The sequence below is a fragment of the Bradyrhizobium sp. Rc2d genome (genome assembly GCF_900099855.1).
Lineage (GTDB): Bacteria > Pseudomonadota > Alphaproteobacteria > Rhizobiales > Xanthobacteraceae > Bradyrhizobium.
In genome coordinates this window covers 63,421-79,252 of the sequence record NZ_FNCU01000024.1, presented here as the reverse complement: position 1 = coordinate 79,252, position 15,832 = coordinate 63,421, and the positions used below count along the sequence as shown (strand labels likewise).

Annotated in this window: 14 protein-coding genes; 3 read left to right on the top strand and 11 right to left on the bottom strand. The window is 63.9% G+C overall.

The window, feature by feature from the left end; all coding sequences use genetic code 11:
* Positions 1-17 precede the first annotated feature (17 nt).
* The 3 genes from ahcY to BLV07_RS26760 form a co-directional block, all read right to left on the bottom strand.
* Entirely contained in the window at positions 18-1,439 is a 1,422-nt protein-coding gene (gene ahcY / locus BLV07_RS26770; RefSeq protein ID WP_091891916.1) for an adenosylhomocysteinase, read from the bottom strand.
* Between the two features lie 129 nt (positions 1,440-1,568).
* Entirely contained in the window at positions 1,569-2,765 is a 1,197-nt protein-coding gene (metK, locus tag BLV07_RS26765) for a methionine adenosyltransferase (RefSeq protein WP_091891914.1), read from the bottom strand.
* 60 nt (positions 2,766-2,825) lie between these two features.
* On the bottom strand, positions 2,826-4,181 hold the full coding sequence (locus tag BLV07_RS26760) for a hypothetical protein (protein ID WP_091891911.1): 1,356 nt from the start codon (positions 4,179-4,181) through the stop codon (positions 2,826-2,828).
* Positions 4,182-4,355: 174 nt separating this feature from the next.
* Here BLV07_RS26760 and BLV07_RS26755 point away from each other — a divergent pair, with 174 nt between their 5' ends.
* Positions 4,356-6,062: a caspase family protein gene (locus tag BLV07_RS26755; RefSeq protein ID WP_091891908.1), complete on the top strand. Its 1,707-nt coding sequence runs from the start codon at positions 4,356-4,358 to the stop codon at positions 6,060-6,062.
* A 158-nt stretch (positions 6,063-6,220) separates the two neighbouring features.
* Here BLV07_RS26755 and BLV07_RS26750 read toward each other — a convergent pair whose 3' ends face one another.
* The 6 genes from BLV07_RS26750 to BLV07_RS26725 all read right to left on the bottom strand — a co-directional run bounded on the left by BLV07_RS26750 (position 6,221) and on the right by BLV07_RS26725 (position 12,149).
* The gene (locus tag BLV07_RS26750; protein ID WP_091891906.1) at positions 6,221-7,339 is read right to left on the bottom strand and encodes a cobalamin-independent methionine synthase II family protein; all 1,119 of its coding nucleotides are present in this window, start codon (positions 7,337-7,339) and stop codon (positions 6,221-6,223) included.
* 70 nt (positions 7,340-7,409) lie between these two features.
* Positions 7,410-8,126 (bottom strand): ABC transporter ATP-binding protein, encoded by a 717-nt coding sequence (locus BLV07_RS26745; protein WP_091891901.1) that lies wholly within the window; start codon positions 8,124-8,126, stop codon positions 7,410-7,412.
* Complete coding sequence (locus BLV07_RS26740) at positions 8,119-8,874, bottom strand: ABC transporter ATP-binding protein (RefSeq protein ID WP_091891899.1); 756 nt, start codon at positions 8,872-8,874, stop codon at positions 8,119-8,121. Before BLV07_RS26740 ends, BLV07_RS26745 begins: the two co-directional genes overlap by 8 nt.
* Positions 8,871-9,899, bottom strand: a complete 1,029-nt coding sequence (locus tag BLV07_RS26735) for a branched-chain amino acid ABC transporter permease (RefSeq protein WP_091891896.1) — start codon at positions 9,897-9,899, stop codon at positions 8,871-8,873. The genes BLV07_RS26740 and BLV07_RS26735 overlap by 4 nt, the downstream gene beginning before the upstream one ends.
* 8 nt (positions 9,900-9,907) lie before the next feature.
* Entirely contained in the window at positions 9,908-10,777 is an 870-nt protein-coding gene (locus BLV07_RS26730) for a branched-chain amino acid ABC transporter permease (protein ID WP_091891893.1), read from the bottom strand.
* A gap of 193 nt (positions 10,778-10,970) precedes the next feature.
* Positions 10,971-12,149, bottom strand: a complete 1,179-nt coding sequence (locus BLV07_RS26725) for an ABC transporter substrate-binding protein (protein WP_091891890.1) — start codon at positions 12,147-12,149, stop codon at positions 10,971-10,973.
* A gap of 584 nt (positions 12,150-12,733) precedes the next feature.
* On the opposite strand from BLV07_RS26725, the gene BLV07_RS26720 reads away from it, so the two are divergent.
* The gene (locus tag BLV07_RS26720) at positions 12,734-13,027 is read left to right on the top strand and encodes a hypothetical protein (RefSeq protein WP_091891887.1); all 294 of its coding nucleotides are present in this window, start codon (positions 12,734-12,736) and stop codon (positions 13,025-13,027) included.
* A gap of 266 nt (positions 13,028-13,293) precedes the next feature.
* Here BLV07_RS26720 and purU read toward each other — a convergent pair whose 3' ends face one another.
* Positions 13,294-14,157, bottom strand: coding sequence for a formyltetrahydrofolate deformylase (purU, locus tag BLV07_RS26715; RefSeq protein WP_091891884.1), 864 nt, complete (start codon positions 14,155-14,157; stop codon positions 13,294-13,296).
* 141 nt (positions 14,158-14,298) lie between these two features.
* On the opposite strand from purU, the gene BLV07_RS26710 reads away from it, so the two are divergent.
* A complete protein-coding gene (locus tag BLV07_RS26710) occupies positions 14,299-15,138 on the top strand; it encodes a uroporphyrinogen-III synthase (RefSeq protein ID WP_091891881.1) in 840 nt (279 codons plus the stop codon).
* A 12-nt stretch (positions 15,139-15,150) separates the two neighbouring features.
* On the opposite strand, the gene BLV07_RS26705 is transcribed toward BLV07_RS26710, so the two are convergent.
* The gene (locus BLV07_RS26705) at positions 15,151-15,831 is read right to left on the bottom strand and encodes a peroxiredoxin-like family protein (protein WP_091891877.1); all 681 of its coding nucleotides are present in this window, start codon (positions 15,829-15,831) and stop codon (positions 15,151-15,153) included.
* Position 15,832 lies beyond the last annotated feature (1 nt).

Genomic DNA, 15,832 nt, shown 5'->3' with positions numbered 1-15,832 from the left:
GTCGCAACTGAAAGCGATCAGTACCGGTAGTGGTCCGACTTGTACGGACCTTCCTGCTTCACGCCGATATAGTCGGCCTGGTCCTTGCGCAGTTCGGTGAGCTTGACGCCGATCTTGGCGAGGTGCAGGCGGGCGACCTTCTCGTCGAGGGTCTTGGGCAGCACGTAGACCTTCTTCTCGTACTTACCGTTCTTGTTGTTGGCGAACAGTTCGATCTGCGCCAGCGTCTGGTTGGTGAAGGACGCCGACATCACGAAGGACGGATGGCCCATGGCGTTGCCGAGGTTCACGAGGCGGCCTTCCGACAGCATGATGATGCGGTGCTTGTCGGGGAATTCGATCTCGTCGACCTGCGGCTTGATGTTGGTCCACTTCAGATTGCGCAGAGACGCGATCTGGATCTCATTGTCGAAGTGGCCGATGTTGCAGACGATGGCGCGATCCTTCATCGCGCGCATGTGCTCGATGGTGATGATGTCCTTGTTGCCGGTCGCGGTGACGAAGATGTCGGCGCGAGGCGCGGCGTCTTCCATGGTCACGACCTCATAGCCTTCCATCGCCGCCTGCAGCGCGCAGATCGGGTCGACTTCCGAGACCATGACGCGGCAGCCGGCCTGGCGTAGCGAAGCCGCCGAGCCCTTGCCGACGTCGCCGAAGCCGGCGACCATCGCGACCTTGCCCGATAGCATCACGTCGGTGCCGCGGCGGATGCCGTCGACCAGCGATTCACGGCAGCCATAGAGGTTGTCGAACTTCGACTTGGTGACGCTGTCGTTGACGTTGATCGCCGGGAACAGCAGCGTGCCCTTGTTGGCCATCTCGTAGAGGCGATGCACGCCTGTCGTCGTCTCTTCCGAAACGCCCTTGATGTTCTTGGCGATCTCGCCGAAGTAGCCCTTCGGCTTCTCCTTGAGGAGGCGCTTGACCAGCGCGTAGAAAATCTCCTCTTCCTCCGAGCCCGGCTTGTCGAGGAAGGCAGTGTCGCCGTTCTCGGCACGGACACCGGCATGCACCAGCATGGTGGCATCGCCGCCGTCATCGAGGATCATGTTCGGCGTGCCGCCGCCATGCCAGTCGAACAGTTTTGCGGTGTAGTCCCAATATTCAGTCAGCGTCTCGCCCTTGACGGCGAAGACGGGAATGCCGGCGGCCGCGATCGCAGCCGCGGCGTGATCCTGCGTCGAATAGATGTTGCAGGACACCCAGCGGATGTCGGCGCCGAGAGCGGCCAGTGTCTCGATCAGCACCGCGGTCTGGATCGTCATATGCAGCGAGCCGGCGATGCGCGCGCCCTTCAGCGGCTGCTTCGGGCCGTACTCCTCGCGGGTGGCCATCAGGCCGGGCATTTCGGTCTCGGCGAGCGAGATCTCCTTGCGGCCGAAATCGGCGAGCGAAATGTCCTTGACGATGTAATCGGTGAAGCCGGGCTTCGCGTTCATTGCGAGTGTCCTGTTGTTGAACTCGTCATTCCGGGCCGCCCAAAAGAGGCGAACCCGGAATCTCGATGTGATGGATAAGGATCCCGGGTTCGCTCGCGTACCGCGCGCGCCCCGGGATGACGCTTAAAACTAGAGCGCGCGCTTGAGCGGCTCGACAAGGTCGGTCTTCTCCCAGGAGAAGCCACCCTCGTTATCGGGCGTGCGGCCGAAATGGCCGTAGGCCGAGGTGCGTGCGTAGATCGGACGATTGAGGTCGAGATGGGTGCGGATGCCGCGTGGCGTGAGATCCATCGCCTTGGCGACGGCCTTCTCGAGCTGATCCTCTGACACTTTACCGGTGCCGTGGGTGTCGATGTAGATCGACAGCGGCCGCGCGACGCCAATGGCGTAAGCGAGCTGGAGCGTGCAGCGATCGGCGAGACCGGCGGCAACGACGTTCTTGGCGACGTAGCGCGCCGCGTAAGCCGCGGAGCGGTCGACCTTGGTCGGATCCTTGCCGGAGAACGCGCCGCCACCATGCGGGGCCGCGCCGCCATAGGTGTCGACGATGATCTTGCGGCCGGTCAGGCCTGAATCGCCGTCGGGACCGCCGATGTAGAACTTGCCGGTCGGGTTGATGTGCCAGATGGTCTTCGGCGTGATCCACTCCTTCGGCAGCGCCTCGCGCACATAGGGCTCGACGATGTCGCGCACCTGCTTGGAGGTGAGGTCCTCGATCAGATGCTGATGCGACACCACGATCTCGCGCACGCCGACCGGTTTGCCGTTCTCGTATTGCACGGTGACCTGGCTCTTGGAATCCGGGCCCAGCACCTTCTCGCGGCCGGAGTGGCGCGCTTCGGAGATGAGACGGAGGATCTTGTGGGCGTAGAAGATCGGCGCCGGCATCAAGTCGGGCGTCTCGTTGGTGGCGTAGCCGAACATGATGCCCTGGTCGCCCGCGCCTTCTTCCTTGACCTCGCCCGGCTGCAGCGCATCGACGCCCTGGGCGATGTCGGCCGACTGCGGATGCAGCAGGATCTCGATGTCGCAGGTCTTCCAGTGGAAGCCTTCCTGCTCGTAGCCGATGTCCTTGATCGCGCCGCGGACGACGCTCTCGATCTGCTCGTTGGTCACCGACTTCGGACCGCGGGTCTCACCAGCGATCACCACCTTGTTGGTGGTCGCCAACGTCTCGCAGGCGGCGCGGATGGCCCAGGGATCGACGCCCGCCTTCGGCCCTTCACGATAGAACAGGTCGACGATCTCATCGGAGATCCGGTCACAGACCTTGTCCGGATGGCCTTCGGACACGGACTCGCTGGTGAAGAGATAGGATGCGCGCATCAGTAACCCCTTGTTCCGCCATTAGCCGGCGGGCGTTTGCGATGTTTACTTTTGATGATGTCAATCACGCCGACGCGAGATGACGTAGGATTCGTCGAGAAACCAGAGCCCATTGTACTTGCGCAGCACGTCCCTGGCGGCATCCAGAGTGCGGCCGTTTTGAGTCATTTCTGTCAACCGGTCGTCCTCAATCTGAGCGACATACACCGCCGCATTCCACGCTGCAAAGGCCGTCGAGGTACCGATGGTGCCGGTGACCTCGTTGGGCAGCGCTTCCATATCATACCTGAAGATCGAACGGTTATCCGCGTAAGCATTAAAATTTAAGTCGCGGCCCACCGATCCAAGTTCATACTTAACCGCACGCAGTAGCTCATGACGGCTGACTGAGAAAGGATTTTCTCCAGGCCAGATCGCCTGGATCAATTCCATGCCCGGATCCTCGCCATGGGAGTGGATTCCGATCAGCCTGCCGCCAGGCCGGAGCGCCCGCGCCAAGGGTGCAATGATCCGCTTGGCCCGGAAATTGACCGAGGACAGGGCCCGGTAGGGCTGCGATGCGATGACGAGGTCGAAATTGGCCTCGGTCTGGCCCGGCCGCGGAATGGTCGAATCCAAGAGGAACCTGTGGTCTTCGCGATAGAGCACGAGGACGACGGGCCGCTCATAGAGCGGCATAGCCGTGCGTGGGCTGATCGCGGCGCGCCAGTTCTGCTCCAGAAACGGCCGCAGTTCCGCGATCTGCTGCTCGAACTCGCCCGATGATGCGCCGCGGAGCGGCACCTCGTGCCAGACGGTGGCTGCCGCCGCCGCAGGCGATGCCGGCGTGAGCCAGGGCGCTTCCGCGTAGAACATGTTGGTGAAGACGAACACCGACGCCGGATGCTCGAAAATGCGGTCAGGCACCTTCTCCAGCGTCAGGCGCAGATCCTCGAGACTGAGCTCCTTGCCCGCGACATAGAACGGCATGTTGGGAAAGCGCTGGTGCGTTGCGCGCAGCACCCGCGCCAGCACGGTGCCGTCGCCGACGCCGGCGTCGAACAGGCGCAGCGCCGGCGGGCGCGGATGGATGGAGCTTAGCTCCAAGGCGACCCTATCTGCGATCACCCGTTTCTCGCTGCAGGTGTGGACGAACAGCAGGTACTTCTGGCGGTTCTCGAAGAAGCGGAAATTGCCGCGCGGGTCGCGCTTTTCCGGCGGCACCTGAAGTCCCCGTGGCGGCGGCACGCCGCTGGCCATCGATGCGGCCATATAGGCCTGGATCCGCTCCAGCGTGTCGATGGTGATGCGCTTTCCCTCGCGCAGCCGATGCACCAGCTTCCCATCGTTCACCGCGCGCCGACCGAAGGTCGATTCCGCCATGCCCGCCTTGCGGCAGAACTCGGTGATCTGGCTTAGGATTTCGTCGTTTTTCATCGGTGGGACGCGGTGGGCAGACGGATTGGGTCCTGTGTCCTAGCAAATTCTGCCCACTCAGGGAATAGCGGATCGAGGCGCCTCGGTTGGCCGCGCGCGCCAGGGCGAGAGCCCGTGAACCCCTGCGCCCCGCCGGGCAACAAACAAGCGCTTCTCCTCTCACGAGATATCGCCATGCGCCGCCTGCTCGTCGCGCTCTGCCTGCTCATCGTCGCGCCGTGGTCCGGGCCCGCCTTCGCCCAGGCCCGCAATCAGCTCGGCCCGCTCTGCACCACCGAGACCACGCCAGCAGACCAGATGGTCGACGCCTGCACTAGGATCATCGCGCTGAAAGTGTTTAGGGGCGAGCAGCTCGCAACGGTCTACTTCTGGCGTGCGGTCGGGTGGAACAAGAAGGGCGAATACGCCAAAGTCCTCACTGATGCCACGGAAGCGATCCGGCCCCAGCCGAGCCAGGCGGTCCACAACTTGCGGGGATCGGCCTATTACGACAAGGGCGAGTACGAGATCGCGATCGCGGATTTCGACGACGCGCTGAAGCTCGGCCCGCCCAGCGGCATCATCTTCCACAATCGCGGCAATGCCTGGCGCGGCAAGCGCGACTATGCCAAGGCCATTGCCGATTACGACATGTCGATCAAGGCCGATCCGAAATCGGCGTTCTCGTTCCAGAACCGCGGCATCTCGAAAGAGGCGCTCGGCGATCTCGACGGCGCGCTTGCGGACATCAATCAGGCGATCCGGCTGGATCCGACGCTGCCGCAGCCGCTGATCAACCGCACCGCGATCTGGCGCGCCAAGGATGATCTCGATCGCGCCATCGCCGATGGCAGCGAAGCGATCCGGCTCGCCAAGGAAAGGCCGCCGGTCAACATCATGACGCCGCCCAACAGCGTGCTGATCTCCGGCTACATCCATCGCGCGCTCGCCTATGAGGCGAAGGGCGACTATGCGCACGCGAAGGACGACTACAAGGCGACGCTGGCGATCGTGGCTTCGGACGCCGGGAGCAAGACCAACCAGGCCACCGCGAAGGTGCGGCTGTCGCTGCTGACGGATGCGAGCGCGCCGATCCCGCGCGATGCGCCGTCACCGACGACGCAGCCGACGTCCACCCCCGCTCCGCAGCAGGCGGCGCCCTCGCCCGCACCGGTCGCCCCCGGCAAGCGCACGGCGCTGGTGATTGGCAATGGCGCCTATGCACATGTCAAGGCGCTGCCCAATCCACCCAACGATGCGCGCGCCATCGCCAAGAGCCTGCGCGACATCGGCTTCACCGTGTCCGAGGGCATTGACCTCGACCGCGCCGCGATGCAGAAGGTGACGCGCGATTTCTTGCGCGAGGCAGCGCGGGCGCAGGTCGCGATGGTCTACTATGCCGGCCATGGTGTGCAGGTCGACGGCCGCAACTATCTCATTCCCGTCGACGTCGCGCTCAAGCCGGGCGCGAACATGACGGAGGCGATGATCGAGACTGATACGATCATGGCCGGCCTCGACGACCAGGTCCGCACCAACATCCTGATCTTCGACGCCTGCCGCAACAATCCGATGGCGCAGCAGGTCGCGCCCAACAGCGGCAATCGCGGCATCGAGGGTGCCTCGGGCCTCGCAGCTCCAACGAGCCTGGGCACCGGCGCGACGTTGGGAGCCGGCACGCTGATCGCCTACGCGACCGCGCCGGGCCAGGTCGCGCTCGACGGCGAAGGCGCGAACTCGCCGTTCTCCGCCGCGCTGTCGCGCCACATCGGCACGCCCGTGCTGGAGGTGCAGCAGATGCTGACACCGGTACGGGCCGAGGTGGTCTCGACCACGAAGAACAAGCAGGTGCCGTGGTCGAATTCGTCGTTGCTGGGTGAGGTCTATCTGGCGGCGAAGTGAGGGCGGGATCGCCGCCATCTGTCTGGAACGCGGCGCTGCCAGTCAGAGGTCCGTGGCCTATCGAGAAGCCGCGGCGTACTGGATTCCCCGCTTTCGCGGGGAATGACAGTGACAGTGTGGAGAGGTCTTCCGTCACTCACGTCAAGGCTGCGTGGAGCTTACTTGCCCCACACTTCCTTCGCGATCTCCACCGCAAGGCTGAGCTTGGCCCACTGCTCTTCCTCAGAGAGGATGTTGCCCTCTTCCGTCGAAGCGAAGCCGCATTGCGGCGACAGCGCTAGCTGCTCCGGCGGGGCGAACTTGGCGGCTTCTTCCAGGCGGCGCTTGATGTCGTCCTTCTTCTCGAGTTCGCCGAACTTCGAGGTGATGACGCCGACCACGACGACCTTGTTGCCCTTGGGCAGGAAGCGCAGCGGCTCGAAGCCGCCGGCGCGATCGCTGTCGTATTCGAGGAAATAGCCGTCGTAATTGGTGCCGGCGAGCAGGGTCTCGGCGACCGGCTCGTAGCCGCCCGAGGAGATCCAGGTCGAGCGGAAATTGCCGCGACAGACGTGGGTCGTCACCACCATGTCGGCGGGCTTCTCGGCCAGCGCGTAGTTGATGATGCGGGCATAGATCTGCTGGAGGCCTTCGGGATTGTCGCCGCGCTCGCGCGCCTTCTGCAATTCGTCCTGCGAGCAGAGATAGGCCCAGACGGTGTCGTCGAACTGGAGATAGCGGCAGCCGGCGTCGTAGAACGCCTTCACCGCCTTGCGATAGGTCTTGCCGAGGTCCTCGTAGAAGGCGTCGAGATCGGGATAGACGTCCTTGGAGATCGACTTGCGGCCGCCGCGGAAATGCAGCACGGCCGGCGACGGGATCGTCATCTTGGCGGTGACGTGGGCCTGGTCGGCATACTTCTTCAGGAAGCGGAAGTGATCCAGCATCGGGTGGTTGTCGGGGAAGTCGAGCTTGCCGATCACGCGCACCGCGTCGTGCCGGGTCTGAACGCCCGCGAACTGGATGCCGGTGTCGGGATGGAACAGCTCGCAGCCGGTGAGCTTGGCCAGGAAGTCGAAATGCCACCAGGAGCGACGGAATTCGCCGTCGGTCGCAAGCTTGAGCCCGATCGAGGCCTGCTTATGCACGACCTTCTCAATCTCCATGTCCTCGATCTTGCGCAGATCGTCGGCCGAGATCTCGCCCTTCTCCAGACGGCTGCGGGCTTCCTTGATCTTGGCCGGACGCAGGAGGCTGCCGACCTCGTCGGCGCGGAAGGGGGCTTTGGTTCGCTGCATTGTTATCTCTCCCGAACTTTCAGTGGCGCAAGTTGTACTCCCTCTCCCCGCCTGCGGGGAGAGGCGAAGATTAATGGGCGGCCGCTCCGGCGACGCCGAGGTGGCGCTCCAGGACGGATGGGTCGGCCTTCAGCGCCGCGCTCGGGGCGTCGTGGACGATTGTTCCGCGCTCCAATATCACAACGCGGTCGGCCAGCCCCAGAACCTTTTGGGCATTCTGCTCGACGATGATCGAGCAGATGCCGCCCGCCCGGGTGATGGTGCCGATCGCCTTGAGCAGCTCCTCGACGATGATGGGGGCGAGGCCCTCGGTCGGCTCGTCCAGCAGCAGGACTTTCGGATTGAGGGTCAGCGCGCGGCCGATCGCTAGCATCTGCTGCTCGCCGCCGGAGAGCTGGTTGCCAAAATTGCTCCGCCGCTCCTTCAGCCGCGGGAACATCTCGTAGACCTTCTCGACCGTCCAGGGGCCGGGCTGCGCCACCGCGGTCATGTTCTCTTCCACGGTCAGCGAGCGGAAGATATTGCGCTCCTGCGGCACCCAGCCGATGCCGGCGCGCGCGCGCTGGTCAGGCCGAAGCGAGGTGACATCCGCGCCGTCAAGCGCGACCGAACCCGAGAAGCGGCGAGTGACCCCGACGATGGAGTTGATCAGCGTGGTCTTGCCGGTGCCGTTGCGGCCGAGCAGCGCCAGCACCTGCCCTTCGGCGAGGCGCAAGGACATGTTGGGCAGCACCACCGCCTCGCCATAGCCGGCGCGAAGGGAGTCGATCGCGAGCAGGTCAGACATTGACCGCCTCCTCGCCGAGATAGACCGCCTTGACCTGCGGATCGCGCGCGACCTGTTCGGGCGGCCCCTCCGTGAGCAGCGCGCCGGAGACCAGCACCGAGATGCGGTCGGCAAAGGAGAAGACGAGGTCCATGTCGTGCTCGATGAGGAGCACGGTGACGTCGCGCGGCAGTGCGCCAACGACTGCGAGAATGTCGTGGCGCTCGCTCTCGGGCACGCCGGCGGCGGGCTCGTCGAGCAGCAGCACGCGGGGCTTGGCCGCGATCGCCACCGCGATCTCGAGCAGACGCTGCTTGCCGTAAGGCAGCGTCACGGTCTGCTCGTTCATGACGTCGAGCAGATGGAAGCGCGTCAGCAGATCGGCGACCTCACCGTTGACGTCGCCGCGCGTCCCCATCCGCCGCCACCAGTCGCCGCCATGGCCGAGGCGCTCGGAAACGGCAAGGCCGATGGTCTCGAGCGGGGTCAGGTCGGGGTAGAGCTGATTGATCTGGAACGTGCGCGACAGGCCGCGCAGCACGCGCTTGTGCACGGGCAGATCCGTGATGTCCTGGCCTTCGAGCAGGATCCGCCCCGAGTTTGGCTTCAGCACGCCGGTGAGCTGGTTGATGACCGTGGTCTTGCCGGCGCCGTTCGGGCCGATCAGGGCATGGCGGGCGCCCTGCTCGATCTTCAAGGACAGGTCGCGGGTGACGCGCAGACCGCCGAACTGCTTTTCGAGATTCTTCGTTTCGAGCGCGATGGTCATGCGTCGCTCTCCGGCACGGCGACGACAGCCTTGCGCCCGGCCACCTGCTTGATGATCAGGTTGGGCACATAGAGCACCCAGCGGTGCAGGCGCTGGCGGCCGACCAGCACGATCACGACCAGCACGAGGCCGATCCAGAACTGCCAGTATTGCGGGGTGATGGTGGAAAACAATTCCTGGAGCATGCGGAACACCACCGCGCCGATCAGCCCGCCATAGAGATAGCCGGTGCCGCCGATGACCAGCACCAGCATCAGATCGGCCGAGCGCTCGAACGCGAACACGTCGAGCGAGGCGATCGCGGTGGTCTGGGTGAACAGCGCGCCTGCGATGCCGGCATAGAACGCCGCCAGCGTGTAGATCGCGATCAGGCGGCGGTTGACCGGGATGCCGATGGCGGCGGCCCGCAGCGGATTGTTCTTGATCGCACGCAGCGACAGGCCGAACGGCGAATGCACGACGCGGCGGGCGAGCAGGAAGAGGAGGAACAGCACGGCCAGCGAGTAGAAGAAGCCGGCTTTACCGAACATGTCGAACGGGATCTCGCCGAAGATCGGCTGCATCTCGATGCCTTGAAGGCCGTCGGTGCCACCGGTGATGTTGGAGAAGCGTTCGGCCAGCGCTTCCAGCAGCAGGGCGATGCCAAGCGTCACCATCAGCCGGGTCAGATCGACGCCGCGGATCACCAGGAAGCTGGTGGCAAAGCCGAGCACCATCGCGGCAAGGCCGGCAACGATCAGCGCCAGCACGGGCTCTTTGATGATGCCGTGCAGCGCGAGAAGTCCCGCCGCATAGGCGCCGACGCCGAAGAAGGCGGCATGGCCGAGCGACACGATTCCGGCATAGCCGAGAATGAGATCGAGCGACATCGTGAACAGCGCCAGCCGCAGAATGTCGGTCATGATCAGATAGCGCGTGGGAAAGGCGAAGCCGCAGGCCAGCACGATGAGCCAGAAGACGACTTCGCCATAGTGCCAGCGAGCCTGGCGTTGGGCGTGATGACCGACGTCGGAGGAAGCGCTCATCGGTGAACTCAACGCGCGGCCGTGCGGCCGAACAGGCCGTTCGGGCGCCAGATCAGGATCACGATCATCATGGTGTAGATCACGAAGGGGCCCATCTTCGGCACGTAATATTTTCCGGCGACGTCGCCGATGCCGAGCAGGAAGGAAGCCAGGAACGGCCCGGTGATCGAGGACGAACCGCCGACGGTGACCACGATCAGGAAGTAGATCATGAATTTCAGCGGAAAATACGGATCGAGGCCGAGGATCTCGGCGCTCAGCGCGCCGCCGAGGCCGGCGAGCCCGCAGCCAAAAGCGAACGTGAAGGCGAACACCTGCGGCACGTTGATGCCGAGGCCGCTCGCGGCGCGGGGATCATCGACCGCGGCGCGAAGGCGGCTGCCGAAGCGGGTCTTGGCCAGCACCATCTGCAGGCCGATGGTGAGCAGGCCGCAGATCACGATGATCATCAGCCGGTAGCGGCCGATGCCGACGCCGAACACGTCGAACTGGCCCTGGAGCGCGGCGGGCAGATTGATGAAGACGCGCGAGGAGCCCTGGATGTAGTCCACGGCCGCCACCGACATGAAGGTCAGGCCGATGGTGAACAGCACCTGGTCGAGATGGCTGCGCGCATACAGGTGGCGGTAGAGCGTGCGTTCGAGCGCAATGCCGATCGCGGCTGCGGAGACGAAGGCGAGCGGCAGTGCGGCGAAGAACGGCCAGCCCATCCGGTTGACCAACACCATGCAGACATAGCCGCCGGCCATGGCGAAGGCGCCATGGGCGAGATTGACGAAGTTCATCAGGCCGAGCGTGACCGCGAGCCCGCAGGCGAGCACGAACAGCAGCATGCCGTAGGCAACGCCATCGAACAGGTTGGTGAGGATTGCGGTCATCGGGGGTCGAAAGTCATCTCAAGTGTGGCCAAGGGCCGTGCTGCGCTCCCTCTCCCGCTTGCGGGAGAGGGTTGGGGAGAGGGTCTTTCCACTGAGAGACTCCCGACGAGGAGAGAACCCTCACCCGGCGCTCTGCGCCGACCTCTCCCGCAAGCGGGAGAGGTGAGCCTCGAGGATGACGCGCTTTCGCGCGTCACTTCTTGGTCTTGCCGAGATCCTTGACGGCCTCGAAGGTCGCGAACTCGACATTGTAGAGCTCGCCGTCGACCTTCTCGACCTTGCGGATATAGATGTTCTGCACGATGTCGCGGGTCTCGGGGTCGATCGAAATCGGGCCGCGCGGGCTCTCCCACTTTTGACCCTTCATGGCTTCGATCAGCTTATCGCCGTTGGTGTCGCCACCGGTCTTCTTCAGCGCTTCGTAGATCAGGTGCATGCCGTCATAGCCGCTCACGGCCATGAAGCCCGGACGGTTGCCGAACGCTTTCTTGTAAGCGGCGACAAAATCCTTGTTCATCTGCGAAGGATGCGCCGCCGAGTACAGATGCGCGGTGACCGTGCCTAGCACAGCATCGCCCATGTTGTTGAGCAGGTCGTCGTCGGTGACGTCACCGGGTCCGATCACCTTGATGCCGGCCTTGTCGAGACCGCGCTCGGCATACTGCTTCATGAAGTTGCCGCCCTGCCCCGCCGGCACGAACACGAAGATCGCATCGGGCTTGGCGTCCTTCATGCGCTGCAGGAACGGCGCGAAATCAGGATTTTGCAAGGGCACCTTGACCTCTTCGACCACCTCGCCGCCGCCGGCGGTGAAATGCTGCTTGAAGAAGTTCAGCGCGTCATTGCCCGGCGCGTAGTCCGAGGTCAGCGTCGCCACCTTCTTGATCCCGTTCTTCACCGCCCAGTCGCCGATGATGGTGGAGGACTGCGCCAGCGTGAAGCTGGTGCGCACGATGTAGGGCGAACGCTCGGTAATGATGGAGGTGCCGGCCGCCATGACGACTTCCGGGATCTTGGCTTGCGTTGCAAGCGGCGCGGCCGCGAGCGCGGCGGGCGTCACGCCGAAGCCGGCGATGAAGTTGACCTTGTCGTTGACGATCAGCTCCTGCGCGGCGGTCTTGGTCTTGTCGGGAATCGCGGCGTCGTCCTTGAGGATGATCTCGACCTTCTTGCCGGCGACGGTGTCGCCCTTCTGCTGCATGTAGAGCTTGATCGCGTTCTCAATCTGCTTGCCGGTCGAGGCTTGGCCGCCCGTCATCGGCAGGATCAGACCGACTTTGACGGCGTCCTGCGCCTTCGCAGGCGCGATGGCAGCGAGGCCCGAGATGGCAGCCACCGCGGCGGCCCAAGAAAATGGTTTGCGTACGAACATCAGATCTCCCTCCCCTTAATTCCCGACTTTGTGCCCTGAACCAAGTGCCCGGTCCTTGCCGCGCTTTAACTCGCGGACAAGCCATGCCGTGCGGCCACATGGCGTCCTCTGCAACCCCGTTGTCAATCGGACGTTGGGCGACCATTCGGCGCAAGCGCGCGGTCCCGTCGACGACAGCAGGGAGATTTGTACGATTGTACAAATAAAATGGTCTTGTCAACGAAAAAGCCCTTCGTTGCTCAAGCCAGTTTGCCGCGAATTTGATGCGGCGCTCTAAGAGGGCGCCACGGCAGCGTGATGGAGAATTCCGCCTCTCATTTGCAGAATTCGAACATCCCCGAATGCTTTTGCCGTTGAGCCCTCACGGTTATGCAGGCTGATCTCCCGGCTAGTGAATACGCTATGTATACCATACCAGCTAGGATGGCCCTCTCAAGGCGCAAAGTAAACCTATTATAATACCTTCGTGTATACAAAAGAATCTGTCTTCGAATAGGCCAATTTTGCTTATTGAGGACTACAGTCCGCCGCTCGCGCCCGTTCGGCGTCCCATCACACGTGCCCGATCGGGCACGAAGTAGAAGATGCTCATGCGTTTCCGTTCGCTTTCGATCGCTGCCGTCGTCGCTCTGCTGGCTTTGAACCTTGCAGGCTGCGGCACGGTCAACGAAAAGCTCTCCGCCGGCATGGGCGACTACGTCCCGCAATGGGCCGGTGGCCTGCCGGCCGACGCCCCGCCGCGCCCGGGCACGCCGCAATACGACGCCTACATGAAGGAGCGCGAACGCAAGCGGCTGCTGCCGGCAGCCGATCGCGAAAAGGAAGAGCAGGCCCAGAAGGGCGCGACGGGGACAACGTCGGGCAACGCGGTGCGTTAAGATTGTGCGCCCCCTCTTTCCGCACGCGGCAGGGCAATCGTATATGGCGCTTTGCGCGACCTGAGCGCGCGCCTCGTCCTTCGAGACGACCGCTTCACGGTCTCCTCAGAATGAGGCTAAGCGGCATAGGCGCTTATTGAAACGAGTGCCGCGCACCTGGTCGTCATCCTGAGGGCCCGCCAACGGCGGGCGTCTCGAAGGATGGCCACAGGCGAAATCGGTCAAATATGCGATTGCCCTGCTGCACGCGGGGAGAGGTGAACAACTCAATCCACGAACACCACGGTCTTGCGACCGTTGAGGATGACGCGGTCGTTAAGATGGTAGCGGATCGCGCGGGCGAGCACGCGGCGCTCGATGTCGCGGCCCTTGCGGACCAGATCCTCCGGCGTATCGCGATGGCTGATGCGCTCGACGTCCTGGTCGATGATCGGGCCCTCGTCGAGATCGCGCGTGACGTAATGCGCGGTGGCGCCGATCAGCTTGACGCCGCGCTCATGGGCCTGGTGATACGGCTTTGCGCCCTTGAACCCCGGCAGGAATGAATGGTGGATGTTGATGCAGCGGCCGGAAAGCTTCGCCGACAGATCGTCCGACAGAATCTGCATGTAGCGGGCGAGCACGACGAGATCGGTGCCCGTGCTGGCCACGAGGTCGAGGATCTGCGCTTCCTGCTCGCGCTTGGTCTCCTTGGTCACAGGCAGGTGGTGGAACGGAATGCCGCCGAAATCGAGCCCGGCATAGACCTCGCGCGGATGGTTGGAGACGATCGCCGTGGGGATCATCGGCAATTCGCCGGTGCGCCAGCGATAGAGGATGTCGACCAGGCAGTGGTCGGACTTCGACACCAGCAGCATCACCTTGCGATGCGCGTCGCGGTCGCGCATCTGCCATTCCATGCCGAAACGTTCGGCGATCGCGGCAAAGCCGGTCTGGAGCGCCGACAGTTCCACGGCGAGATCAGCCGCGGTGAACACCACGCGCATGAAGAATTTCTTGGTCTCGACGTCGTCGAACTGCTGGGCGTCGAGAATGTTCTGCCCGTTGTGGGCCAGGAACGTTGACACCGCCGAGACGATGCCGGGACGATCCGGACAGGACAGGGTCAGGACATATTGATGATAAGGCATGGCTCTTGATGAAGGTTTGGGCAAACGAGGCGGAACGACCCGCGATTTGCGCCCCGCTCTAGCACTGACCCACTCTTGCGCCAATCCCGGGCGCAGAGTCAGGATGAACGTACCATTGCGATTTTTGACCGGAGCACGCCCATGGCCGACCGCTTGAACGGCACCCGCATCCTGATCCTGGAAACGCGTGAGGAGGCGCAGTTTGCGAAGCTTCTGGCCGAGCAAGGCGCCGAGGTCGTGCAGTGCCCGATGTTCACCATCCACGATGCGCCGGACCCGGCGCCGGTCGAAGCCTGGATCCGCCGCGCCATCGACAAACCGTTCGATGACCTCGTGCTGATGACCGGCGAAGGCCTGCGTCGGATCATGAAGCTCGCCGTCGCTCGTGGGCTCGATCAGGCTCTCGTGGCAGCGCTTGCCAAATCGCGAAAATTCACCCGCGGCCCGAAGCCCGGTAAGGCGCTGCGCGAGGTTGGCCTCGATGCGCAGCAGACCACGGAGAAGCCGACCACCGAGGGCGTGATCGAGATGCTGGGCAGGCTCGACCTGAAGGGCCGCCGTCTCGGTCTCCAGCTCTATCCGGACAAGGACCACAGCGCGCTGACCGGCGCGCTCGCCGCGCAAGGCGCCGAGGTCGATACCGTGCTGCCCTATGTCTACGATTCCAAGGCGGCAGATGCCAATATCGTCGCCGCGATCGACGAAATGGCCGAGGGGCGGATCGATTCCATCGCGCTGACCAATCTCGGCCAGGTCCGCCGACTGTTCGAGGCCGCGAAGGCGCATGGCAGCGAGGCGCGCCTACGCGCTGGGCTCGAACGGACGCTGATTGCTTCAGTCGGCCCGGCGGTCTCGGGCGAGCTCGCCGCGCACGGATTGCGCACTGACGTCTCGCCGGTGGAAGATCATTATTTCATGCGCCCGCTGATCTCGGCGATGGCTGCGGCGCTCGCCGAGAAACGACCGAGGGTGGCAGGTTAATCGCCAAGATGCCTAGCCTGCCACCTGTGAGGCGGCCGACATCAGCTCCTGTGGGCTCGGCGCTCCGAACATGCGTTGGCCGCCGCCGGGAACCTCGGTGAACGTCCAGCGCACGATCCCTTCCCGGTCGAGCAGGAACTGGCCAAACAGCTGCCCTGTGCCTGTTGCCGCCATACGCTGGTCGGCTTCGGTCATCTCGTAACCGTCCTTCTTGTTCAGGTACTCCGCGGCTGCCGGCCGGTTCATCGGGCTGGGCAACTCGCCGGGCATATCCACTTGCATGCTCATGACCGCGTCCATGCCCACTTTGCGTGGCCACTCGGTTTCGTTCTCCGTGAACTCGATATTGGGCAGGCCGAATGCGCGGTGCGAGACCCGATCGGGGTCGGACGCGGCGAGCAGATTGGGCAATGGATGGTAGCGGAAATAGAGCCGCGCCCGGTCGATCGGCGTGTTGACGACCGTGAGACTTTCGATCCCCTTCCCGCGCAGCGCGCCATCAAGCTGCGCCTGCGCCGCGATATGGCGCCGGCAAAACGGGCAGTGCAGGCCACGAAACAGGCCCACCAGTATGGGACTATGCCCGCGATAATCCTCGAGCGCGATCTTTCCTTCGCGTGTGATGGCGTCCAGGACGATGTTCGGTGCACGATCGCCCGGCTGAAGTGTTCCATCTACATGACGGTCTGACATG